Raw genomic sequence first — 21,768 nt, forward strand, 5'->3', positions numbered from 1 at the left:
ATGCGATCACGCCGGGCCATGTTCACGAAAGGGCTCCTGTATGACTGCCGTACAACTGATCGTTGGCCTGGGTAACCCCGGCCCCGAATACGACCAGACCCGGCACAATGCAGGGGCCCTTTTCGTTGAGCGCGTGGCAGCCAGCCAGCGCGCCAACCTCTCCGTAGATCGCAAATATTTCGGCCTGGTGGGCAAGTTCGTCCATCAGGGGCGCGAAGTTCGTCTGCTCATCCCCACCACCTATATGAACCGCAGCGGCCAGTCCGTGGCGGCCTTGGCCAATTTCTTCAAGCTCAAGCCTGAAGAGATTCTGGTGGCCCACGACGAACTCGACATGCCTCCCGGCGTCGCCAAGCTCAAACAGGGCGGCGGCCACGGCGGGCACAACGGCCTGCGCGACATCATCGCCCAGCTCGGTAACCAGAATAACTTCCATCGCCTGCGGCTCGGCATCGGCCACCCGGGGCACGCCAGCCTGGTCTCCGGCTACGTACTCGGACGCGCCCCACGCAGCGAACAGGAACTGCTCGAGCAGAGCATCGACTTCGCCTTGGACGTCCTGCCGGAAATACTCGCCGGCGACTGGACCGTAGCCATGCGCAAACTGCATAGCCAGAAGGCCACCAAGTAACCACCTTTCCCCCGAGGGACACATCATGGGATTCAACTGCGGCATCGTCGGCCTGCCCAACGTCGGCAAGTCCACCCTGTTCAACGCCCTCACCAAGTCCGGCATCGCCGCAGAAAACTTCCCCTTCTGCACCATCGAGCCGAACAGCGGCATCGTGCCCATGCCCGACCCGCGCCTGGATGCCCTGGCCGAGATCGTCAAACCCGAGAAGGTCATCCCCACCACCATGGAATTCGTCGACATCGCCGGCCTGGTAGCGGGCGCGTCGAAAGGTGAAGGCCTGGGCAACAAGTTCCTCGCCAACATCCGCGAGACCGACGCCATCGCCCACGTGGTGCGCTGCTTCGAAGACGAGAACGTCATCCACGTCGCCAACAGCGTCGACCCCAAGCGCGACATCGAGATCATCGACCTCGAACTGATCATGGCCGACCTCGACAGCTGCGAGAAACAACTGCAGCGCGTGGCTCGTACCGCCAAGGGTGGCGACAAGGAATCCGTGGCGCAGAAGGCCCTGCTGGAAAAGCTCATCCCCCACCTCACCGAAGGCAAGCCGGCGCGCAGCCTGCTCAAAGACCTGGGTGACGACGAGAAGCGCCTGGCCAAGACCTTCCACCTTCTCACCACCAAGCCGGTGATGTACATCGCCAACGTCGCCGAAGACGGCTTCGAGAACAACCCGCACCTCGACGTGGTCAACGCCATCGCCGAAGAAGAAGGCGCCATCGTCGTACCGGTGTGCAACAAGATCGAAGCCGAGATCGCCGAACTGGACGATCTCGAAGAGATGCAGATGTTCCTCGAGACCATGGGCATGGAAGAGCCGGGCCTGAACCGCGTGATCCGCGCCGGTTACTCCCTGCTCAACCTGCAGACCTACTTCACCGCTGGTGTGAAGGAAGTACGCGCCTGGACCGTCAAAGTCGGCGCCACCGCCCCGCAGTCGGCTGCAGCGATCCACACCGACTTCGAGAAAGGCTTCATCCGCGCCGAAGTCATCGCCTACAACGACTTCATCCAGTACAAGGGCGAAGCCGGCGCCAAGGAAGCCGGCAAATGGCGCCTGGAAGGCAAGGACTACATCGTCAAGGACGGCGACGTGATGCACTTCCGCTTTAACGTTTGATTGTTGTAAGCAGTGCGTAAACAGAACCCCGCGAAAGCGGGGTTTTGTTGTTTTTGGGTGGGGAATTGTTGGATTACTTCGCAATCACACGCTGGTTTTGCTTGAGACGTCTTGAGACTGGTGAACCAGTTCGTAACGATCTTCTCTGTTTTTTCCTATGGGCGGATTCTTGCGGTTAGTCGGAAAGCACGACAGAGTTAAGCCCTCTTTGAACTGCAATGTTGGTTGCGTCATGACTGAACGCCCCGCCAGCTCGTCCGGTCAGCCGGAGGATAATTTCGCCAATACTGAAGGCTGGATTTCATGGCGAAAACTCACCACTGAAGCCATGGAGCACTTTTACGAGCAGCTTATTGCGAATGTTTCCGGGTTCCCGGGCTTGGTGGGCTACGAGGCAGCGGAGCGTGCAAGGGCAGCTAATGGGAACTTTGCCTGGTCTTGGGGGGCAGCTGCTGAGATTCAGGAGACTATCAATACGGTAAATTCGTGGGGGATGCACCTGCATGATTGGTGCGCTTGGAATGCCGTTGTGGAGTCATATGAGACAGATGAAGATAGAGGGCAGCTGCTGCATCACTTCGTTGAGCCACTAGCTTTCTTCTGCATGCATCAACCTAGCGCAGTCAGTGATCGCCTGATGCTTCTTACCGAGACACTGTTACATCAGGCCAACCGTCTTGTAGAGCCAGGCTACGTTGATCGCCTTGACCAGGATCGCTTGAGGCCCGGACAAGGGCTTCGGCGCTCTGATCGTAGAAAACAAGTCATTCGCCTTGGTCAACGCTGGACACGATTTAATGTGTTTCTGGCTGCTCTGGATACGATGAATGATTCGGCTTATCGAAAGCTTAGTCGCAATTTCCGCGACCTATCTGTTCACTCGTTTGCGCCTAGACTCATGGTCGGGCAAATCATGCGTGCAGTTCGGTCAATTGAGCCCTGGCAAGAGACCGTGAAACAACCGTGCGGCGGGTACCTACTCGTAGATCATCCGACGAAGAAAGGTGTGAGCTATACGATGAGAGTCTTGGAGCCCTTTCCTCTAAGCGACGCATACTCAGCTAGTCTTTCTGAGTATCAAAAAGTGATGACTGCTATGAGTGCATTCTCTGAGCTGCTTGAGGAGATGTGCACCAGCATGGATGCAGTACCAGATCGCTTGTCGGGGCAGTCGTAAGCGAGGATAAGAAAGGAACTGTCAGGGGCACCGACCCAAATGAAAAGGGGCTAGCTTTCGCTAACCCCTTGAAATTTATGGTGGCTACACCGGGACTTGAACCTGGGACATCAGCATTATGAAAAAGCGCCACCTCCCTCGGTAGAAGCTGGAAGCCTGTAAAAACGGGGCTTTCGCCAGTGCCGGCTATTGGCTAGTATCCATTGCATGGTGTTTTGAGGCAGAAAGGGGACACCCCTTTGCCTTAACCGTGGCGCTCCTGGGTCAGCCAGCACGCCCTCCCCTGCATGGAAGCTGCCGCTTGAACCGATTCCTCCTTGCCCTTATCGCCATCCTGCCGCTGATCTGCTCTGCGGAAGTCTACAAGTGGACGGATGAGAACGGGCGTGTCCATTTCGGTGACAAGCCAAAGGACAAAGACCAAGCCGAGCAGCTCTCGCTCAAAATCAATTCCTACGAAAGCGTCAGCTACGAATCCCTCACTCCCACCCAAGGCGCGACATCGAAGCGCGTCATCATGTATTCCGCTGCCTGGTGCGGCTACTGCAAGCAGGCCCGCCGTACTTCCGGCGCAACGGCATCAGTTTCGTCGAATACGACGTTGAGAAGAACCAGAACGCCCGCAAAGCTTATGACGCAATTGGCGGCAATGGCGTGTCCGTCATATTGGTCGGAAACAAGCGCTTGAACGGATTCACCGTTGCGGACTTCCAGAGCATCTATCCCTGATATGGCTCTGGTAGAAAATAAATCTGTCCCTTTCTCTAATTGAGCTCAGCAAATAAATGCAAGACATCCTGACATCAACAAAAGCCTATCTATACGACCGCGCTGTAAGCCCATTAACTGGAGCTTTTTTTCCGCTTGGGTGTTGTGGAATTACCGTTTTTTTCTAATTTTATTTTCCTCCACCCCACCCAGCCCAGAAGAAAAATTCTTATTAATTGACCATCATTTTAAAAATATATACTTAAAAATCAGCAACTACGAAATATTCATCAACGGCACTTTTTTTAACGGAGCACTCATTCCCGCCCTCCTTGCCATTTCATACATCTATATATATCCATTCCTTGCCAAACCTGTCTATGAACACAGCTTAAAGAAGCAAAAGGAGCTAATGAGCATCAAGCAGGAGCAAGAAAACCAAAGACTATTGAGTGTAGAGGAATCTAGAGAGCTATATCGCCGCCTAGCTCAAATGCAATCAAAGCATCAAGAAGAGGTTGATCACTTTAACAATCAAATATCAAGCCTCAGCCTACAACTCGAAAACACTTACAAAACCTCATCAGCCGAAATCTCTCAAGATTATAATGAAATCATTGAAGAAGAAGAGCCTTCAGAAGACCTTGAGCAATATGACAAACATATCGAACAACTGCTAGACATGCGTAGAACAGGAACCTTTAGACTGAATCAGCTTTTCGGACAAGAGGACTGGCTCAAAATACCGCCTACAACTAGAAAAATATTGGGCAAACGCTTTCGCGCACAAGTTGAACGAGGGGATTATGTTGATGTGACCCTGCGAGGAAAAGACGCCGGCAATATGCAACAGTACTACAAAGAATAAGGACTCATACCAGTAAATACGCACCCTAGACTCCTATCTTTATAATTTCTAACAAGAAGGACTAACCCCAGCATGAAGCAAGATTTCTCCGAAAAACATGGCGACTTATTCAGAAAACATTTTGAAAAAAATCTAGACGACGAATCTGCACTCCTTAAAGCGCACCTTTTAATTGAGGAAATGTTAAGAGATTTTTGTTTAGAGGTAGTTCCTAACCCTCTATTCCTAAGAGAAGCTCGCCTCACGTTCAAACAGACCATGCTACTTACAAGGTCGCTGTTAGGCCCCCTCGTTCAGGGCCTACCCTTTGACTGGGTCTGGAATTCACTAAACCAGATAAACAAACTTAGAAACATGCTTGCCCACGAATTAGAGCCAAGTCATAGCAAAGCAGAAGAAATAAAAGAAACAATAATCAAGATAAACAATGAGAATCGTAGTAAACCTTTACAAGAAGAGCCAAGCTTTAAAGGCTCATTAAGCTTTCTATGCGGTGCCCTTCATGCAATGCTTTACATTTCGGCATATGCTCAACAAGAAAAACCTGAGGAATCTAGCCATATAGAAGAGCCATCTCTCTCAAGGGATACGACAAAGGTATAAAAACCAAATAAAAACAGACCACCGACTAAGAATCACACTCTTCAATGCAATTCATCGGCACAATATTTCCTTCTACACTAAAAGCCGCCACATACTCACATTCCATCCTAGCCCCAAGGCCATGGATGTACTGAACATCACTACTTCGATAGATGATGTGCCCTAACTTCTTGGGAGCATCATCCCTTCGCAGCAATAGGAACACGCCTTGTTCATCTTTGAACGAGCAAACGTGTTCTGGCTCAAGTCCTAGATGCCCACAGGCCTGCCTGAAGCCAAGCGCTCTGTCTTTATTGGTGAAGTGGATTACGTCGAGATAGATTTCATCGGCAGCATCAAGCGTGCTGATCTTTGTTGCCGTTAGAGTGGGGAAGCCTGGAAGCTGCTCTAGGCTCGATGGCTCTTTGAGCCGGTACTCGGTGCTGTAGGTGCCGATGAAGACCGAAGAAAAGGGGACAGATTTATTTATCCCACTGTCAACCATGCTCAGATATCACGTCACCATAAGGCGACGTGATCATGCTCTGACCCAGATTCGTCGGATGATAGCGCTCGGCCAGCCCCAAAACCAACACGCACTCACCGCTCAACGCATCAGCCTGCTGGAATGGCAAGGCGATCTGTGGATCGCCCTGCGCGACATGCCGCGCTTCGCCCCACCCTCTCCACCCGGCGAGCGCTCGTTGTGCACCCTGCTCAATCGCTGGTGGGGCTGATGGCCAGCCTGACCATCCGCATGGACGACTACCTCAAGCAACGCTTGCGCGCCCAGGCAGTTCGCAATGGGCGCTCGATGGCGGAGGAGGTGCGGCAGATGCTGCGTGAAGCACTCATGCACCAGCAACCAAGCCCACCGGCCGTCGCGCCTGAGTTTTACGGGACTTGCCCTGGCAGCGCGAACAACCTAACATCTCCCAAAACGGGAGAAAGCTAGTGCATGTCATTTCGAGAGGGACACTCAGAACATTCTGGGAGAGCAGCCCTACTTATGCCGATGCTCAGTCACCCATGGTCGAGTGGTACAGGCATATGGAGAAGGCTACATACCGCACGCCACAGGAGCTGAAGGCCGAATTGCGCACAGCCAGCATTCTCAAGGGGAGTCGAGTGGTGTTCAACATTGCGGGAAACAAGTACCGGATAATTCTTGCCATCGACTATCAACGACAATTGGCCAAGGTGCGCTTCGTTGGCACTCATGCCCAGTACGACCAAGTTGACGCGGAGACTGTCTGATGAACATCAAGCCCATTCGCAACGAGCAAGACTACACAGCGTCGATGGCGCGCATTGACGAGCTGTGGGGCGCAGAGATTGGTACGCCTGAAGGTGATGAACTCGAAGTGCTGGCTCTACTTGTGAGCAAATACGAAGACGAGCACGCTCCGATGCCGCCGTCCGACCCTATCGAAGCCATCAAATTTCGTATGGATCAGCAAGGCCTGACGCCGCGCGACCTTGAGCCATTCATTGGCTCCAGCGGTCGAGTTTCCGAAGTATTGAACCGCAAGCGAAAATTGAGCCTGGCGATGATCAGACGCCTGCATGACGGCCTGCGTATCCCCTATGAAAGTTTGCTGGCAGACGTGGCCTGAAGGCTAGGGGTGAAGGATTTTCATCAGCTAAAGCAAAAAGGGGACAGATTTATTTAGCGCTCATGCCGATGGACTCACCACGCCTCTAAACACCATCGACAATCTAAATGCGAGCAACTAATCTGCCGGCCTTTCGCCATCAAGGATGAATAATGTGAAAACACTGCTACTGCTGATCGCCATCGCCGCCGGTGGCTATTACGTCTATAACGAGCACTTTTCCGTTGCCGCCATCACGGTCGATAGCTACCAGGCTTTGCTGAAGAAGGCAGAAGCCACAAGTGTCAGCCTCGATGAAGTGAAGCTCGGCGCCAACAACCTTGCGGCATTCATCTGCAGCGATCCCAGCTATCAGGTAACCGGCGGCTCAACGCCTGCCAACTGCATGGCGCGTTACGAGAACTATCGGGAAATGTGCGAGAACCGCATCTTTGGCCAGTCCCCTCAGAGCTTTGCCAGCAAGGCCGAGGTGATCGCTATCGCCAAGCGCTACACCTCATGCGAGGGAGCGATCGGCAGCTAAGCGAAAAAAGCGCCATTCTGGCGCCTTTTCATTGGACAAATAAAAAGGGGTTAGCTTGCGCTAACCCCTTGAAATTTATGGTGGCTACACCGGGACTTGAACCTGGGACATCAGCATTATGAATGCTGCGCTCTAACCAACTGAGCTATGTAGCCAACGGCGCGCATTGTCCGCGTCTCGCCTATCGCTGTCAACCCCAGATCATCGATAAATTTACGTTTTATCAAGCGGTTAGGCTTCGCGGGTGGCGACTCGCTGAATCGCCGGTTTCTGAGCCTGCGGCTGACCTCTCAACTGCTCGGACGGTGCTTGCGGGGCTGTCGGGCGATGCCGGAAAATCCACCTCCAGCAGGCTGCAGCGCCGTCGCGCGCTGGCCCATGAACCAGGAGAGCACCTTGAGAGCGAGAGACGACTTCGACGATCTGCGGGCGGAGCGTGATATGCCGACGCATTACCGCAACGAACCCAACCGCCATGCCGGGCTGTGGAAGCAGATCGCGATTGGCATCGTCGTCGGCTACAGCGTGTTGGGCATCCTCAGCGCGGTTGCCTGGATGCTTGTCGCCCAGGTTGCGCTGAGTGGTATGTCGATCACCCTGCCTTAACGCCCGCACCATTGCCCTTCACAGGGCACGCCATCGTTGTCGCCGTCCATCTTGGTGCCGGGGTAGTGGCGCAGGAAGAAGGTGGCTTCGTCGCAGGAGGTCATCTGCGAGCAGTGGGTGCGGCCATCGCAGCGATATTGCTTGCTGGCGACCTGGGTTGTGGGCTGGCTGATCGAGGGTGAGGGGCGCAGGCTGTCCAGCGAGAAGCTGGATGAGCCGGGCTGAGTGACCACCGGGTTGTCCATCGCCGAGCCATCGCTGGCAATATTGCTGATGATCGGGCTGCCAGGCTTGCTCAGGTAGAACTGCCAGAAAGCGGCGCCCAGCAGCAGAATGATGATCAGCTTCTTCATTGCACAGTCCCTTGCCGGTTTCGGTGGTTGCCAGTATTGGCTCGCCGCGCAGACAAATCCAGAGCGGGGCATTGGCACTTGCCATCCCCTGCCCGCCTCTTCATCCTGCCCCATTGTTTACCCAGCGAGCCCTGTCATGACGCCCATCCAGAATATCGGCCTGGCGCTATTCGTTGTGCTTTCCATCGGTTTTGCCATCGGCCACAAGACCGAATGCGGCGATGGCCGCGTGGTTGAAACCTATCTCGCCAAAGGGTTGGCTTCGCAGTTGCTGGGGCATGATCTTTGCCAGCAACCCTGAACAACCTTCATTAAGGAATGATGTGATGAAACAGTTCGCCTTGCTTGTCAGCCTTGGCCTTCTCGGCGCTTGCGCCAACCTAGGTTCGCAGCCACCGGTGCCGGTCACTTCACCCGTGGTGCAGGCCTTTCGCGATATCTGCCTGCAGACGGCGCCGAGCTTTGCCGAGGCGCATCGCGTGGCGCGGCAGTATGGCGTCACCGAGATGACCGACATGGGCTTCGCCACCATCGGCTTCAATGCGGACAAGAGCCTGAGCATTCAGGTGAAGGTCAGCCACGAATGCGTGGTGACCAGTGAGGCGCAGGAGGATGACACCCTGACTCGCCAGTTGCTCAGCGCCGCGGCGATCAACGCCGGCACCACGGTGCCGCGCAAGGTGCCGGTGAAGCTGATGATCGCCGGGCAGCCGTTCATCCTGATGCATGATCGCGAAGGCGGTGAAGCCTTCGTGATGCTGAAGCCGGAGTGAAAGAACTAGCATCCTCTCCCTCGAGCCACGTTCGACGGGGGTGCCGGCAGACTGACGGCGTTTTCAGCCCTCTCCCCAACCCCTCTCCCATAAATGGGAGAGGGGAGCAAAGCGCGCAGGACCTTATGTGAAAAGCGTTTCGCTAATCGGGGGGATTTTCAGGCGCTTTTGCCAGGCCGCGTGGCCAGCAGCAGGCCGCCGAAGATCATCGCGGCGCCCAGCCAGTGGTATACCTGCAGGCTCTCGTTCAACAGCACCCAGCCCAGCAATGCAGTGAATACCGGCATGACATAGTTGGTCAGCGCCGCCTTGGCCGCACCGATCACGCGGATACCGTGGTTCCAGGCCAGGTAGGCCAGCAGCGAGGCGAATACAGCGGTGTAGGTGATGGCCGAGAGGTTGGCGACGTTGAACGCCAGGTGCGCGCCCTGGCTCAGCTCGTAGAGATAGAACGGCAGGATCAGCGGCACGCCGAGCAGGATGAATGCCCCCAATAGCGCCAGCGGCGGAATCGGCTGCAGGTAGGCCGCCCAGCGCCGCAGCAGCAGCGAATACAACGCCCAGTCGACCACGGCCAGCAGCATGATCAGGTCGCCCTGATTGAACGACAGGCTGGCCAGACGGCTCCATTGCCCCTGGCTGATCAACACCGCCAACCCCGCCACGGCCACCAGCATGCCCCACCAGGCACGGCGCGCCGGCCATTCGTTGAGCAATAGCCCGGCGCCGATGAAGGTCACCAGCGGCAGGCAGGTGTTGACCAGCGAGATGTTGATCGCCGCAGTGGTCTGCGCAGCGCAGTAGAGCAGCGAGTTGTAGCCGGCGATGCCCAGCGCTCCGAGCACCAGCAGGCGCCAGCCGGCATGACGGAGGGCTGCGCGGTGACGCCACAGCGGCACGGCAACGAAGGGCAGCAGCAATGCCAACGCCAGGCACCAGCGCCAGAACGACAGCGTGAACGGCGCGATTTCACCGGCAAAGGCGCGCGCCACCAGAGCGTTGCCCGACCAGCAAAGGTTGGCCAGCAGCAGGCCGAACAGCGCCAGCGGGCGCGAATGATTGAGTGTGTTCATAAGGCGAGCACCGCGCCGTTGGCGCGGCCTTTATCCGGGCGAGGGTTGGACGGTTGAGCACGGTCACCGAGCAGGCAGTGCTGAGCGATCATTGCGTAGCTTCCGAATCAGGCGGCTTTGCACCATACGGAGGCACGCAAGGCTTGGCAAGGTGGCGGACCCTAGGGTGCGCCACCTTGCCAAGCCAACGGAGTCATGACGTTCAGGCCGGCGCGCCCGGAAACTATGGGCGCGTTGTGCGAGCTTGAAGGTCGAGTAGCGCGTCATTCCCGCTGCGCGCGGTGCACCCTGCGGCCGTCAACGCTGAATTCGGCGGCGGCGCAGCGGGCGGCTTAGCAGCCAGAGAATCAGCAGCACGCCGGCCAGGATCACGGCACTGGTGCCCCACTGCATTGGCCCGGCCAGGCGGAACATATCGGCCGGATGCAGGCTCGGCGCGCGGATCATGCGCGCTTCGGCTGCCGCGCCGGTGGTGGGAATGTCGGCCAGGCCGTCACCGTCGAGATCCGGCAGGCTGCGGATATGGTCGAGCAACACCTGCCATTCCTTGAGTTCCTGCACGCCTTCTTTATCCGGGCCCTGGTCGACGATGGCGTCTTCGATACGCGGCAGTGGGCGGCCCTCGGCGTCCTTGGGGATGACGTCGAGCAGGCCCTTGGTCAACTCCGGCACCAGCCAGGTGAAACTGCCAACGTAGCTGGTGGCGCCGATGCTATAGAGACGCGTGTCGTCGAGATCCAGGTCGCGGTAACCCTTTACCGCATCACCGATCTCGATGCGGCTGACGCGGTCGAACGGCACGCGCCAGGGGTTGTAGGTAAAGCGCACGCCGGAAACGCGCGGGTAATAGCTCTGGCTGTCACGCAGTTGATAGGCGAGTAGTAGCACTTCCAGCAGCGACTTGATTTCGCGCGCGCTGATGTAGGCCTTGATCATCGGGTAGCCGGGCTCGTCGTCGAACTCGCCGATGCCCAGCGGGGCGATGCGGAACAGGTCGGAGACGTCCTGCACACCGTTGCGGCCCTTGAGCAGGTCATCGCGGATGGTGCCGTTGCCGGTGAACGCCAGGTCGGCATCGACGGCATGACGCAGCGCATCGGTCACCAGGTTGGCCAGGGTCTGGTCGGTGAAATCACGGCCCAGACTCTGGTCGACCTTGGCCAGCGGCTGGTCGAACCGGTAGCCCTTGGGCGTGAGCATGCGCTCGCTGACCACCTGTTTGAAGTCTTCCACCTTGGCGGTGATGGCGGCATCGCCGGCGATGCTGTCGTTGACCGGATGCAGGCGGTAGTCGCGCACACGCGGTACGCCGTCGTCGCCGAGGGTCATGCGCAGTTCGCCGAGGTACTGGATTTCCGAACCGGCCTGCACCACTGGGGTGTGGCCGTTGACCAGCACCGGCTGCGGCAGGGCCACGTGCGAGTGGCCGCCGACGACGATATCGATGCCCGGCACTTGCTCGACCAGCTCTACTTCCTCACCGCGCCAGCTGCCATCGGCCTGCTGGGTAACGCCCATGTGCGACAGCAGGATGACCACCTCGGCGCCCTCCTCGCGCAGCTTGGCCACGGTATCCCTGGCGGTGGCCACCGGGTCGGCAAAGGTCAGCGGCTTGATCATCGGGCTGACGGCCACAGCATCGTTGCCGAGCAGGCCAAACAGGCCGAAGCGGATGCCACCGCGCTCGATCAGCTTGTACGGCAGGATGCGCCCGGCGTAGGCGTGTGCCTGGAGGCTGTCGTCGGCCTTGCTGGTCGGATCGAAACGCATGTTGCTCGACAGCAGCGGCACCAGCGCATCGCCCTTGGCCTTGTGCGCGGCGCTGATCATCGCGGCGAGCCCGACCGGGCGGAAGTCGAATTCGTGGTTACCGATTACTGCCGCGTCGTAGCCCAGCTCACTCATCAGGCGCAGTTCGCTGCCCATCTCGCGGGCGATGGTGTGAAACAGCGTCCCCATGGTGAAGTCGCCGCCGTCGAGCAGCAGCAGAGGCTCTTCGCCGGCTGCCGCGCGGCGTTCGTTCAATAAGGTGGCCAGGCGCGCGACGCCGCCAACGGTGTCGTCATCGTTCACCGTCGCCGGGGTGTATTCGTTGTTGGGGCCGAAACCGAGCAGGCGCGACTGCCAGTCGTTGCTGTGCAGGATGGTGAAACTGCGCTCGGCAGCGACCAGCGGCGTGGCGGCCAGCAGGCCGGCGAGCAGGAGTGAGGGGAACAGGCGCATGGACGATCCTTGACGATGACTGCGCACAGTATGGAGCAGGCCCTGGCGCCAGACAGCGACCAATCGAGACGCCCTTTGTCGCCAATCGAGTCAGGTATTCATTGCCCTAGGTCAGCCCCCAAGCCAAACGGCGGGACTAAGCTGTAATCAGGACTGCAACGTGGAGAAGCGCCATGGACCACTATCACCTGATGTTGATGCTGCTGATCGGTGGCTTTCTGCTGTTGGGCGTCGGCTTCAACTTCCGCGAGCACGAATGGGGCGTGCGCGTACTGGGCTTGGGCGTATTGCTGATGTTGGTGCCGATTGCGTTGCGGGTGCATCTGGCGCTGGCGTAGGGCTCAGGGCACCGTAGGGTGCGCCATGCGCACCGAGCGATGTTGATGATGTCGCTGTCTATTCGAGCGCGGTGTAGCGAAGGGTCGGTGCGCGCGGCGCACCCTACGGGCGCTGCCAACGCTCGGCGGCGCTCTGGTCGCTGCAGCGGCCTTCGACCCAGCGCGGGCCTTGGCTGGTGTCTTCCTTCTTCCAGAACGGCGCGCGGGTTTTCAGGTAATCCATGATGAAGTTGCAGGCATCGAACGATGCCTGGCGGTGGGCGCTGCTGGTGCCGACGAAGACGATAGGTTCGCCCGGCTCCAGGCGACCGATGCGGTGGATGATCTCGATGCCCAGCAGCGGCCAGCGCTCGCGCGCCTCATCGGCGATCCTGGCCAGAGCCTTTTCGGTCATGCCGGGGAAGTGCTCGAGGAACATGCCACCGACCTCGCGGCCATCATTGAAATCGCGCACGTAGCCGACGAAGGTGACCACCGCGCCGATACCGAGGTTGGTGGCATGCAGGGCGTTGAGCTCGCTGCCAGGATCGAAGGGTTGGGCTTGGACGCGGATGGTCATGAGGATCTCGTTTGCTCGAAATGGTGGGCTAAAGCCCCCCCTACAGAATCGGAGCGCATCGCTGGTAGAGTCACCCGGCGATTAACCGCCGGTAACGGTGGGGAAGAAGGCGACTTCATCGCCTTCGGTCAGCGGCTCGTCGAGGCTGCACAGTTCCTGGTTGCGCGCGCACATCAGGTTCTGCTCACCCAGCACTTCCCATTCGCCGCCACGGGCAACCAGGTGCAGGCGCACGTCGTCGAGTGTGGCGAAGTCGCCGCTCAGTTGCTCGTCGTCACGGCCCAGGGCTTCACGGTAGCGGGCGAAGTATTGCACGCGGATCATGCTTGTTCCTCCAGCTTGTAGTGACCGCTCTTGCCGCCGAGCTTTTCCAGCAGGCGTACCTGCTCGATGACCATGCCGCGATCCACGGCCTTGCACATGTCATAGATGGTCAGCGCGGCGACGCTGGCGGCAGTCAGTGCTTCCATCTCGACACCGGTTTGCCCGGACAGTTTGCAACGGGCAGTGATATGCACGCTGTCGTCGCCTTCGGCGCGTAGCTCGACCTTGACGCCGGTGAGCATCAGCGGGTGGCAAAGGGGGATCAGGTCACTGGTTCTCTTCGCGGCCTGGATGCCGGCGATACGCGCCACGGCGAATACGTCGCCCTTGGGGTGCTCACCGGCGACGATCATCTGCAGGGTGGCGGGCAGCATGCGCACGCGCGCTTCGGCGGTGGCTTCGCGGAAGGTGGTCGCCTTGTCGGTGACGTCGACCATGTGCGCGCGGCCTTGGGAATCGAGGTGGGTCAGCACGGGAAAGCTCCTGGCGGGAATCGGCCGATTGTAAACCTGCAGGTCAGGATTTCGTAGCCCGGATGAAATCCAGGGCCAGAGTGGCAAAACGCCCCGGATTTCATCCTGGCTACTGACTAGATTCGGCTACACAACTGCAGCGGCGTATTTATCCGCGATCATCGCGGCTGAAGCCGCTCCCACGGGGCATACAGAAATTCATCAATGCAGACTAAAACGCCCCTGCTCTTGCGAGCAGGGGCGCCAGTGTTTCACAGCTGGAGGGTTACATATGGGTTTCCGCGTACTCCGCGAGGATCGAGCGCGGTACGCCTTGCAGGGTGATGTGCACGCCGTGCGGGAAGTCCTTGAAGCGTTCGGTGAGGTAGGTCAGGCCCGAACTGGGCGCGGACAGGTAGGGGGTGTCGATCTGCGCCAGGTTGCCCAGGCACACCACCTTCGAGCCGTTGCCGGCACGGGTGATGATGGTCTTCATCTGGTGCGGGGTGAGGTTCTGGCATTCGTCGATAAGGATCAGGCTCTGCTGGAAGCTGCGCCCGCGGATGTAGTTCAACGACTTAAATTGCAGCGGCACCTTCTGCAGGATGTAGTCGACGCTACCGTGAGTGCTCTCATCCTCCATATGCAGCGCCTCGAGGTTGTCGGTAATCGCGCCGAGCCAGGGCTCCATCTTCTCCGCCTCGGTGCCGGGCAGAAAGCCTATCTCCTGATCCAGCCCCTGCACGCTGCGGGTGGCGATGATGCGCCGGTAGCGCTTGCTGACCATGGTCTGCTCGATGGCCGCGGCCAGCGCCAGGATGGTCTTGCCCGAGCCGGCGGCGCCGGACAGGTTGACCAGGTGAATGTCCGGATCGAGCAGCGCGAACAGCGCCAGCGCTTGATGGATGTCGCGCGGTTTCAGGCCCCAGGCTTCCTGGTGCAGCAGCGGTTCCTGGTGCATGTCGAGGATCACCAGTTCATCGCCCTTGATCGCCTTGATCCAGCCGACGAAGCCCTGCTCATCGAGGATGAACTCGTTGACGTGCACGGCCGGCAGGTTGTCGGTCAGTTGCACGCGGTGCCAGGTACGGCCGTGATCCTGACGGGTGTCGACCTTGCTCACGCGATCCCAGAACGAGCCGGGCATGTCGTGATACCCCTTCGACAGCAGCGAGACGTCATCGACCAGTTGGTCGGTGTGATAGTCCTCGGCGTCGATCCCGCAAGCGCGCGCCTTCAGGCGCATGTTGATGTCCTTGGTCACCAGCACCACGGACAGGCCGGGGTTGCGCGACTTCAGCTCCACCAACTGGTTGATGATCTTGTTGTCGTTGAGGTTTTCCGGCAGCCAGGTGACCGGCGCCGCACTTTTACTCATAAGGATGGAAAGACGACCGCAGGGGCCGCTCTTGCCGCGCTGGATGGGTACCCCGTACTCGACGTCCTCAGGTTCGGCACCGGCGAGAATCTGATCGATCAGGCGGATGGCCTGGCGACATTCGGCGGCAACGCCATGCTTGCCGGATTTCAGTTTGTCGAGTTCCTCCAACACCGTCATCGGGATGGCGACGTGGTGTTCTTCGAAGTTGAGCAAGGCGTTGGGATCGTGGATCAGAACATTGGTGTCGAGGGCGTAGAGGGTTGGAGCGGTGGGCTTGGAGCGTCCGTGGTCATCCATACTCGGTCACCTTCTTGTAGTAGCCAGGCGACGCAATACCTGGGCGGTGCTGCGCCGGACAGAGACCGCCGACTTTTTCAGGTCGGGGCCGAAAGGTGGCAAGCAAGGTGAGGGCCAATGGCCGCCACCTGTATGCAGGTTTCGGCGGTCTTGCTTTTTTATTACTCCAATTCACATGACAGAAAAACGTTTTTTTATCGTCATGCAGGTTTATTTGCAGACGCGACAGATAGTGCTTGGCGAGCCGCCAGCACCCCGTTACAGTCCGAAGTCCTACCTGCTGTCACTCCCTTCTCTACCCCGCCCCCTCTTGCAGCATGCCGCGCCAATCAGGTGCAGGTAACGCTCCGCCTGTGCTCAATTGCCCGCGAGCGCTTCGCGAGCAGGGCTCGTGCCTACCACGCGTTCCTCAATCGCCCCGATAAGTGGTCTTGCCGCTCCCCTGCCCTCTAGCAGGCTGTTGAAAAACTACCTGCGTTGCCATTGCTGCGTTAAAAACCGGCTCAAAATGCTCATTTACAACTCGTAAACTCCGCTTTTTCGCCTGTTTTTGCCTTGCACTGACTGCCTCGCCTACGTTTTTCAACGGCCTGCTAGAATCGCCGTCACGCTTTCTGGAGATTCCGCACATGCTGATGGTGATTTCACCGGCCAAGACCCTCGACTACGAGACGCCGCCCGCCACCCCGCGCTTCACCCAACCCGAACACCTCGACCACGCCCAGGAACTGATCGCCCAACTGCGCGATTTCAGCCCGGCGCAGATCGCCGAGCTGATGCATCTGTCGGACAAGCTTGCCGGCCTCAATGCCGCGCGTTTCGGCAGCTGGGAGCGGCCGTTCAACCCGTCCAACGCCAAGCAGGCGCTGCTGGCGTTCAAGGGCGACGTGTACACCGGGCTGAACGCCGAGGATTTCTCCGAAGAGGACTTCGACTTCGCTCAGACTCACCTGCGCATGCTTTCCGGCCTGTACGGCGTGCTGCGCCCGCTGGACCTGATGCAGGCCTACCGCCTGGAAATGGGCACCAAGCTGGCCAACGGCCGCGGCAAGGATCTGTACGCTTTCTGGGGCGAGCGCATCAGCGGCTGGCTCAACGAAGCGCTGGCGGCCCAAGGCGATGACGTGCTGCTCAACCTGGCCTCCAACGAGTACTTCGGCGCGGTCAAACGCAAGGCGCTGAGCGCACGCCTCATCGACACCGAGTTCAAGGACCTGAAGAACGGCCAGTACAAGATCATCAGCTTCTACGCCAAGAAGGCCCGCGGCCTGATGGCGCGCTACGTGATCAAGGAGCGCCTGACCAACCCTGAAGGCCTGAAGGACTTCAACTATCAGGGCTACCGTTATTCGGCCGAGCATTCCAAGACCGACAGTCTGGTTTTCCTGCGCGACCAGCCGCAAGACTGACCCCTCCTCCAGCCAAGCCCATGCACCGCTCATCGGTTGTCGCATGGGCTTGGCCGCTGCGCTTGCCCTCTTCCGCCTCTCTCTCGCCTGCCGCTTAGCTGCAGCGCGAGCGTTGCGCTTGCCCGTGGTTCCTGCGACCACAGGCCTGCACCTGAAAACCTGCTTGGCGTCACACTTTCAGCGCAACTGCACTTCTTCGCGAACTTATTGCACGGCTTAGTTATCCGATAGTTTCAAGCATATTAATGAACATATTGCCATCATGCATTTTGCAACTTGCCATTATATTGCAATCAAATTATCCGTTCAGCTCCGGTTCAGCTTCAGGACGAACGGTAGGAACTATCCGAAAGGACCGCCACTCATACAGCCCGTAACACATTTCAATACATAACTTTCTGAACACTTGAACCTGCCAGATAGCGAATTAAGTTTTGCAGAACAGTTTCACCCAAAAGAAAGTTTGTGCGCGTCAAAGGGAGAGATGGCAACCCGCCACAGTACCGATATAGAGGCCCCAAGCGAGGCGACAGCGACAACATCAAAGGGCCAGCCTTCAATATAAAGGCCCGCACTTGGTGCCACTTCCGGCGCCCACTCTACTTATGCCTGAATGAACTCAAACCTATTAAAACGGTGAGTTCACGGACGAGTTTTGGCCATAAGGCCATTATTTAAAACTGCATCAAACGGACGAGGTTAATACCATGCGAATCAGTATCTTTGGTTTGGGTTATGTAGGTGCTGTTTGTGCCGGCTGTTTGTCGGCACGGGGTCACGACGTGATTGGCGTGGATATCTCCGCGAACAAGATCGACCTGATCAATAACGGCAAATCGCCCATCGTTGAACCGGGCCTGGAAGAACTGCTGCAACAAGGTCTGCGTCAGGGCCGCCTGCGTGGCACCACCGACGTTGCCGCTGCCGTTCTGGAAAGCGATGTGTCGTTCATCTGTGTCGGTACGCCGAGCAAGAAGAACGGCGACCTGGAACTGAACTACATCGAAGGCGTGTGCCGCGAGATCGGTTTCGCCATGCGCGACAAGAAAGAGCGCCACACCGTAGTGGTTCGCAGCACCGTACTGCCGGGCACCGCGAAGAACGTGGTACTGCCGATTCTCGAAGACTGCTCGGGCAAGAAGGCTGGCGTCGACTTCGGCCTGGCGGTTAACCCCGAGTTCCTGCGCGAGAGCACCGCGATCAAGGACTACGATTTCCCCCCGATGACCGTCATCGGTGAGCTGGACAAAGCCTCCGGCGACCTGCTGGAAAGCATCTACAGCGAGCTCGACGCGCCGATCATCCGCAAGGACATCGAAGTCGCCGAGATGATCAAGTACACCTGCAACGTCTGGCACGCCGCCAAGGTCACCTTCGCCAACGAGATCGGCAACATCGCCAAGGCCGTCGGCGTCGATGGTCGCGAGGTGATGGACGTGGTCTGCCAGGACCACAAACTCAACCTCTCCAAGTACTACATGAAACCCGGCTTCGCCTTCGGCGGCTCCTGCCTGCCCAAGGACGTACGCGCGCTGAACTACCGCGCCGGTAGCCTGGACGTGGAAGCCCCGCTGATCGGCTCGCTGATGCGCAGCAACGCCGCCCAGGTGCAGAAGGCCTTCGACATCATCGCCAGCCAGGATTCGCGCAAGGTCGCCCTGCTCGGCCTGAGCTTCAAGGCCGGCACCGATGACCTGCGTGAAAGCCCGCAGGTGGAACTGGCGGAAATGCTCATCGGCAAGGGTTTCGACCTGAGCATCTACGACCGCAACGTCGAATACGCCCGTGTCCACGGGGCCAACAAGGAATACATCGAGTCGAAGATCCCGCACGTTTCCTCGCTGCTCAACAGCGACCTCGAAGACGTCGTGGCCAAGGCCGACATCATCGTTCTGGGCAACAGCGACGAGCGTTTCGCCAAGCTGGCTGAGCAGGCGCCGAGCGGCAAGCGGGTGATCGACCTGGTCGGCTTCATGCCCCACGCCAGCAATGGCGTGGCCGAAGGCATCTGCTGGTAAGGACCCGAACGTACCTGCGCGCCCAGCGCGCGCAGGTACTCGGAGACGCATATGGACAAGCTCAAGAACGGCCTCAACCAAGCCAGCGGCTGGATGCTCTATCTCAGCCTGCTGATGCTGCTGGCACTGGCCCTGCCACGCACGGTGCTCGACCCCGAAGCGCGGGACTTCATCCTGCTCATCGGCATCGTCGGCATCTGGCGCTATTCCATGGGGGCCATGCACTTTGTGCGCGGCTGCCTGTTCCTTTACCTGGTGTACCCCTGGTATCGCCGCAAGGTTACAAAACTCGGCAAGGACGCCGACCCCTCTCATGTGTTCCTGCTGGTCACCAGCTTTCGCATCGAGGCGCTGACCACCGCCATGGTCTACCGCTCGGTGATTCGCGAAGCCATCGACTGCGGGTATCCCTGCACCGTGGTGTGCTCGATCGTCGAGCTCTCCGACGAGTTGCTGATCAAGAACCTCTGGGCTCAGGCCGAGCCGCCGGCGCATGTCACCCTGGACATCGTACGTATCCCCGGCACCGGCAAGCGTGATGGTCTGGCCTATGGTTTCCGCGCCATTTCCCGGCAGATGCCGGACCGCGATGCGGTGGTGGCGGTGATCGACGGCGATACCGTGCTCGAGCCGGGCGTAGTGATCAAGACCGTGCCCTGGTTCAAGCTCTTCCCCAACGTCGGCGGGCTGACCACCAACGAGTTCTGCGAGGTACGCGGCAGTTACCTGATGAGCGAGTGGCACAAGCTGCGCTTCGCTCAGCGCCACCTCAACATGTGCTCGATGGCGCTCTCCAAACGCGTGCTGACCATGACCGGGCGCATGTCGGTGTTCCGCGCCAGCGTGGTGACCGACCCCGAGTTCATCCGCGACGTAGAAAGCGATCACCTCGAGCACTGGCGCCTGGGGCGCTTCCAGTTCCTCACCGGTGACGACAAGTCCAGCTGGTACAGCCTGATGCGCCTGGGCTACGACACCTTCTACGTGCCGGATGCGGCGATCAACACGGTCGAGCACCCGCCGGAGAAGAGTTTCATCAAGGCCAGCCGCAAGCTGATGTTCCGCTGGTACGGCAACAACCTGCGGCAGAACTCGCGCGCCCTGCGTCTGGGCATGGGCCGCCTCGGCGCCTTCACCAGCCTGGTGCTGTTCGACCAGCGTGTGTCGATGTGGACCTGCCTGCTGGGCCTATCCGTAGCGATCATCGCCAGCATCAAGTACAGCCTGATGTACCTGCTGATCTACCTGCTGTGGATCGGCAGCACGCGGCTGATCCTCACGCTGCTGCTGATGTGCTCCGGCCACCGCATCGGCCCGGCCTACCCGGTGCTGCTCTATTACAACCAGATCGTCGGCGCGCTGGTGAAGATCTACGTGTTCTTCCGCCTCGACCAGCAATCCTGGACGCGCCAGAACACCAAGCTCAACCGCGGCCTGTCCAGCTTCGCCAACTGGTTCAACAGCTGGTCGTCGCGTGCCATGACCTTCTCTGCCGCCTCTGTCTTCATCGCCGCGCTGCTGGCGCTGGTGTGACCGTACTCGAATAGGAATTAACCACCATGAACTCCGTCGCCAATCACAACGTCGTCCATGAGTCCGAGGCCCAGCGCCAGCATGCCCGCGTCAAGCTGCCAGGACGCTTGCGCTTTACCAATGCCAAGGGCGAACGCATCGACGCACGCCTGCAGGATGTTTCTGCTGGCGGTTTCAGCTTCACCAACGAGAAGACCACGCACAAGGTCGGTGATTTTCATCGCGGCCAGTTGCAGTTCCAGCTCGACAGCCTGGTGCTGGGGCTGGACGTGGAATTCCAGGTCAATGCCGTGCAGTCCGAGCAAAACCGCGTCGGCTGCCAGTTCCACAACATCGGCGCGCGTGAAGCTGCAGCCCTGCGCCACCTGATCAGCGCGCACCTGGCCGGTGAGCTGGTCAACGTCGGTGAGGTGCTGCACATCCTGCAGCGCGACAACTTCACCAAGGCGCGCAAGAGTGGCGCAGCCGGTGGCATGGGCATGTTCGGCCGTTTGCGCGCGGTGACCTTCAGCGGCGCGATCTTCCTTATCGGCCTGGCCGCCTTCGGTTACATCGGCAAGTCGATCTACGGCCTGTACTTCGTCACTCACGCGCAGTCGGCGCAGATCAGCCTGCCGGCACTGCAGGTGACCATGCCGCGTGAAGGCAGCGTGCAGAGCCTGGCGCAGCCCGATGGCATCGTCGAGAAAGGCGCGCCAATCGCCACCTTCACCACCAGCATGCTGGAAATGCTCAAGGGCCACTTGGGCGACGATCAGCTCGAGCCGAGCCAGATCGAAGCGCTGTTCGCCCGCGAGATGCAGGGCACCCTGACCAGCCCGTGCAACTGCAAGATCTCCCGCCAACTGGTGGCCGACGGTCAGTTCGCCAGCAAGGGCGACGTGATCTTCGAACTGGTGCCGCAGGATGGCGTGGCAACCGTCGCCGCCAGCTTCCCTTATCGCCACCTGGAGCAGGCTCGTCCTGGCACCCCGGTGACCTTCAAGGTGGCCGGCGAAGACCAGTCGCGTCGCGGCGAGATCGTCAGCAGTGCACTGCATGACGGCGGCCTGAGCTCGGACATCCGCGTGGTGATCCAGCCGGAAGAAACTCTGCCGGCCAGCCTCGCCGGGCAACCGGTGGACGTGGTCATCGACCGTGGTCCGTCCTTCGGCGGCCTGGTCGATCGCGCCGTCGCGGCGGGTCGCTAAGGAGATCG

At 59.1% G+C, this 21,768-nt stretch carries 27 protein-coding genes and 1 tRNA gene; 19 read left to right on the forward strand and 9 right to left on the reverse strand.

Annotation, left to right across the window (positions count from 1 at the left end; genetic code table 11):
* The first annotated feature begins 40 nt into the window (after positions 1 to 40).
* The 6 genes from pth to RTH74_RS03295 all read left to right on the forward strand — a co-directional run bounded on the left by pth (position 41) and on the right by RTH74_RS03295 (position 5,113).
* Entirely contained in the window at positions 41 to 631 is a 591-nt protein-coding gene (gene pth / locus RTH74_RS03270) for an aminoacyl-tRNA hydrolase (protein ID WP_099522360.1), read from the forward strand.
* 25 nt (positions 632 to 656) lie between these two features.
* A complete protein-coding gene (gene ychF, locus RTH74_RS03275) occupies positions 657 to 1,757 on the forward strand; it encodes a redox-regulated ATPase YchF (protein WP_316913731.1) in 1,101 nt (366 codons plus the stop codon).
* A 232-nt stretch (positions 1,758 to 1,989) separates the two neighbouring features.
* Positions 1,990 to 2,934 carry a hypothetical protein gene (locus RTH74_RS03280; protein WP_316913732.1) on the forward strand — a complete coding sequence of 315 codons (945 nt, stop codon included), beginning with the start codon at positions 1,990 to 1,992 and terminating at the stop codon, positions 2,932 to 2,934.
* A gap of 301 nt (positions 2,935 to 3,235) precedes the next feature.
* Positions 3,236 to 3,622, forward strand: a complete 387-nt coding sequence (locus tag RTH74_RS03285) for a DUF4124 domain-containing protein (RefSeq protein ID WP_316913733.1) — start codon at positions 3,236 to 3,238, stop codon at positions 3,620 to 3,622.
* 183 nt (positions 3,623 to 3,805) lie between these two features.
* Positions 3,806 to 4,510, forward strand: coding sequence for a DUF1413 domain-containing protein (locus RTH74_RS03290; protein WP_316913734.1), 705 nt, complete (start codon positions 3,806 to 3,808; stop codon positions 4,508 to 4,510).
* Between the two features lie 72 nt (positions 4,511 to 4,582).
* Positions 4,583 to 5,113 (forward strand): hypothetical protein, encoded by a 531-nt coding sequence (locus RTH74_RS03295; RefSeq protein WP_316913735.1) that lies wholly within the window; start codon positions 4,583 to 4,585, stop codon positions 5,111 to 5,113.
* Between the two features lie 25 nt (positions 5,114 to 5,138).
* On the opposite strand, the gene RTH74_RS03300 is transcribed toward RTH74_RS03295, so the two are convergent.
* A complete protein-coding gene (locus tag RTH74_RS03300; RefSeq protein ID WP_316913736.1) occupies positions 5,139 to 5,597 on the reverse strand; it encodes a hypothetical protein in 459 nt (152 codons plus the stop codon).
* Between the two features lie 58 nt (positions 5,598 to 5,655).
* Between RTH74_RS03300 and RTH74_RS03305 the strand changes: the two genes are divergently transcribed.
* From RTH74_RS03305 to RTH74_RS03325, 5 genes are all read left to right on the forward strand, one after another.
* Positions 5,656 to 5,829, forward strand: a complete 174-nt coding sequence (locus tag RTH74_RS03305) for a hypothetical protein (RefSeq protein WP_316913737.1) — start codon at positions 5,656 to 5,658, stop codon at positions 5,827 to 5,829.
* Positions 5,829 to 6,047, forward strand: a complete 219-nt coding sequence (locus RTH74_RS03310; RefSeq protein WP_316913738.1) for a FitA-like ribbon-helix-helix domain-containing protein — start codon at positions 5,829 to 5,831, stop codon at positions 6,045 to 6,047. The genes RTH74_RS03305 and RTH74_RS03310 overlap by 1 nt, the downstream gene beginning before the upstream one ends.
* A complete protein-coding gene (locus RTH74_RS03315) occupies positions 6,047 to 6,349 on the forward strand; it encodes a type II toxin-antitoxin system HigB family toxin (RefSeq protein WP_316913739.1) in 303 nt (100 codons plus the stop codon). Before RTH74_RS03310 ends, RTH74_RS03315 begins: the two co-directional genes overlap by 1 nt.
* Positions 6,349 to 6,708, forward strand: a complete 360-nt coding sequence (locus tag RTH74_RS03320; RefSeq protein ID WP_003459491.1) for a helix-turn-helix domain-containing protein — start codon at positions 6,349 to 6,351, stop codon at positions 6,706 to 6,708. Before RTH74_RS03315 ends, RTH74_RS03320 begins: the two co-directional genes overlap by 1 nt.
* A 154-nt stretch (positions 6,709 to 6,862) precedes the next feature.
* Positions 6,863 to 7,231 carry a hypothetical protein gene (locus RTH74_RS03325; protein WP_316913740.1) on the forward strand — a complete coding sequence of 123 codons (369 nt, stop codon included), beginning with the start codon at positions 6,863 to 6,865 and terminating at the stop codon, positions 7,229 to 7,231.
* Positions 7,232 to 7,309: 78 nt separating this feature from the next.
* Here RTH74_RS03325 and RTH74_RS03330 read toward each other — a convergent pair.
* Positions 7,310 to 7,386, reverse strand: a tRNA-Met gene (locus RTH74_RS03330).
* A gap of 223 nt (positions 7,387 to 7,609) precedes the next feature.
* Here RTH74_RS03330 and RTH74_RS03335 point away from each other — a divergent pair.
* The gene (locus tag RTH74_RS03335) at positions 7,610 to 7,837 is read left to right on the forward strand and encodes a hypothetical protein (protein WP_143506860.1); all 228 of its coding nucleotides are present in this window, start codon (positions 7,610 to 7,612) and stop codon (positions 7,835 to 7,837) included.
* Here RTH74_RS03335 and RTH74_RS03340 read toward each other — a convergent pair.
* Positions 7,834 to 8,190 carry an excalibur calcium-binding domain-containing protein gene (locus RTH74_RS03340; protein ID WP_316913741.1) on the reverse strand — a complete coding sequence of 119 codons (357 nt, stop codon included), beginning with the start codon at positions 8,188 to 8,190 and terminating at the stop codon, positions 7,834 to 7,836. The two genes, RTH74_RS03335 and RTH74_RS03340, sit on opposite strands and share 4 nt — an antisense overlap.
* On the opposite strand from RTH74_RS03340, the gene RTH74_RS24100 reads away from it, so the two are divergent.
* Both RTH74_RS24100 and RTH74_RS03350 read left to right on the forward strand, forming a co-directional pair.
* Positions 8,174 to 8,491, forward strand: a complete 318-nt coding sequence (locus tag RTH74_RS24100) for a hypothetical protein (RefSeq protein WP_420713111.1) — start codon at positions 8,174 to 8,176, stop codon at positions 8,489 to 8,491. The genes RTH74_RS03340 and RTH74_RS24100 overlap by 17 nt on opposite strands.
* A gap of 25 nt (positions 8,492 to 8,516) precedes the next feature.
* Positions 8,517 to 8,963, forward strand: coding sequence for a hypothetical protein (locus RTH74_RS03350; protein WP_273258910.1), 447 nt, complete (start codon positions 8,517 to 8,519; stop codon positions 8,961 to 8,963).
* 158 nt (positions 8,964 to 9,121) lie between these two features.
* Here RTH74_RS03350 and RTH74_RS03355 read toward each other — a convergent pair whose 3' ends face one another.
* Positions 9,122 to 10,036, reverse strand: a complete 915-nt coding sequence (locus tag RTH74_RS03355; protein ID WP_316913742.1) for a DMT family transporter — start codon at positions 10,034 to 10,036, stop codon at positions 9,122 to 9,124.
* Positions 10,037 to 10,333: 297 nt separating this feature from the next.
* Complete coding sequence (locus RTH74_RS03360) at positions 10,334 to 12,259, reverse strand: bifunctional UDP-sugar hydrolase/5'-nucleotidase (protein WP_316913743.1); 1,926 nt, start codon at positions 12,257 to 12,259, stop codon at positions 10,334 to 10,336.
* 173 nt (positions 12,260 to 12,432) lie between these two features.
* On the opposite strand from RTH74_RS03360, the gene RTH74_RS03365 reads away from it, so the two are divergent.
* Positions 12,433 to 12,597, forward strand: coding sequence for a hypothetical protein (locus RTH74_RS03365; RefSeq protein ID WP_003459472.1), 165 nt, complete (start codon positions 12,433 to 12,435; stop codon positions 12,595 to 12,597).
* 103 nt (positions 12,598 to 12,700) lie between these two features.
* Here RTH74_RS03365 and moaE read toward each other — a convergent pair whose 3' ends face one another.
* From moaE to RTH74_RS03385, 4 genes are all read right to left on the reverse strand, one after another.
* Entirely contained in the window at positions 12,701 to 13,156 is a 456-nt protein-coding gene (moaE, locus tag RTH74_RS03370) for a molybdopterin synthase catalytic subunit MoaE (protein WP_316913745.1), read from the reverse strand.
* Between the two features lie 81 nt (positions 13,157 to 13,237).
* The gene (locus RTH74_RS03375; RefSeq protein ID WP_099522377.1) at positions 13,238 to 13,480 is read right to left on the reverse strand and encodes a MoaD/ThiS family protein; all 243 of its coding nucleotides are present in this window, start codon (positions 13,478 to 13,480) and stop codon (positions 13,238 to 13,240) included.
* A complete protein-coding gene (moaC, locus tag RTH74_RS03380) occupies positions 13,477 to 13,953 on the reverse strand; it encodes a cyclic pyranopterin monophosphate synthase MoaC (RefSeq protein WP_316913746.1) in 477 nt (158 codons plus the stop codon). Before moaC ends, RTH74_RS03375 begins: the two co-directional genes overlap by 4 nt.
* 265 nt (positions 13,954 to 14,218) lie before the next feature.
* A complete protein-coding gene (locus RTH74_RS03385) occupies positions 14,219 to 15,610 on the reverse strand; it encodes a PhoH family protein (RefSeq protein WP_037005508.1) in 1,392 nt (463 codons plus the stop codon).
* A gap of 629 nt (positions 15,611 to 16,239) precedes the next feature.
* Between RTH74_RS03385 and yaaA the strand changes: the two genes are divergently transcribed.
* The 4 genes from yaaA (at position 16,240) to RTH74_RS03405 (ending at position 21,760) form a co-directional block, all read left to right on the forward strand.
* Complete coding sequence (yaaA, locus tag RTH74_RS03390) at positions 16,240 to 17,019, forward strand: peroxide stress protein YaaA (RefSeq protein ID WP_316913747.1); 780 nt, start codon at positions 16,240 to 16,242, stop codon at positions 17,017 to 17,019.
* 707 nt (positions 17,020 to 17,726) lie between these two features.
* On the forward strand, positions 17,727 to 19,037 hold the full coding sequence (gene algD, locus RTH74_RS03395) for a GDP-mannose 6-dehydrogenase (protein WP_099522380.1): 1,311 nt from the start codon (positions 17,727 to 17,729) through the stop codon (positions 19,035 to 19,037).
* A 51-nt stretch (positions 19,038 to 19,088) separates the two neighbouring features.
* Entirely contained in the window at positions 19,089 to 20,570 is a 1,482-nt protein-coding gene (alg8, locus tag RTH74_RS03400; RefSeq protein ID WP_316913748.1) for a mannuronan synthase, read from the forward strand.
* Between the two features lie 26 nt (positions 20,571 to 20,596).
* Entirely contained in the window at positions 20,597 to 21,760 is a 1,164-nt protein-coding gene (locus RTH74_RS03405; protein WP_316913749.1) for an alginate biosynthesis protein Alg44, read from the forward strand.
* The last annotated feature ends 8 nt before the right edge of the window (positions 21,761 to 21,768 follow it).

It is taken from the genome of Pseudomonas sp. zfem001, from assembly GCF_032621725.1.
GTDB classification, from domain to species: domain Bacteria; phylum Pseudomonadota; class Gammaproteobacteria; order Pseudomonadales; family Pseudomonadaceae; genus Aquipseudomonas; species Aquipseudomonas sediminis.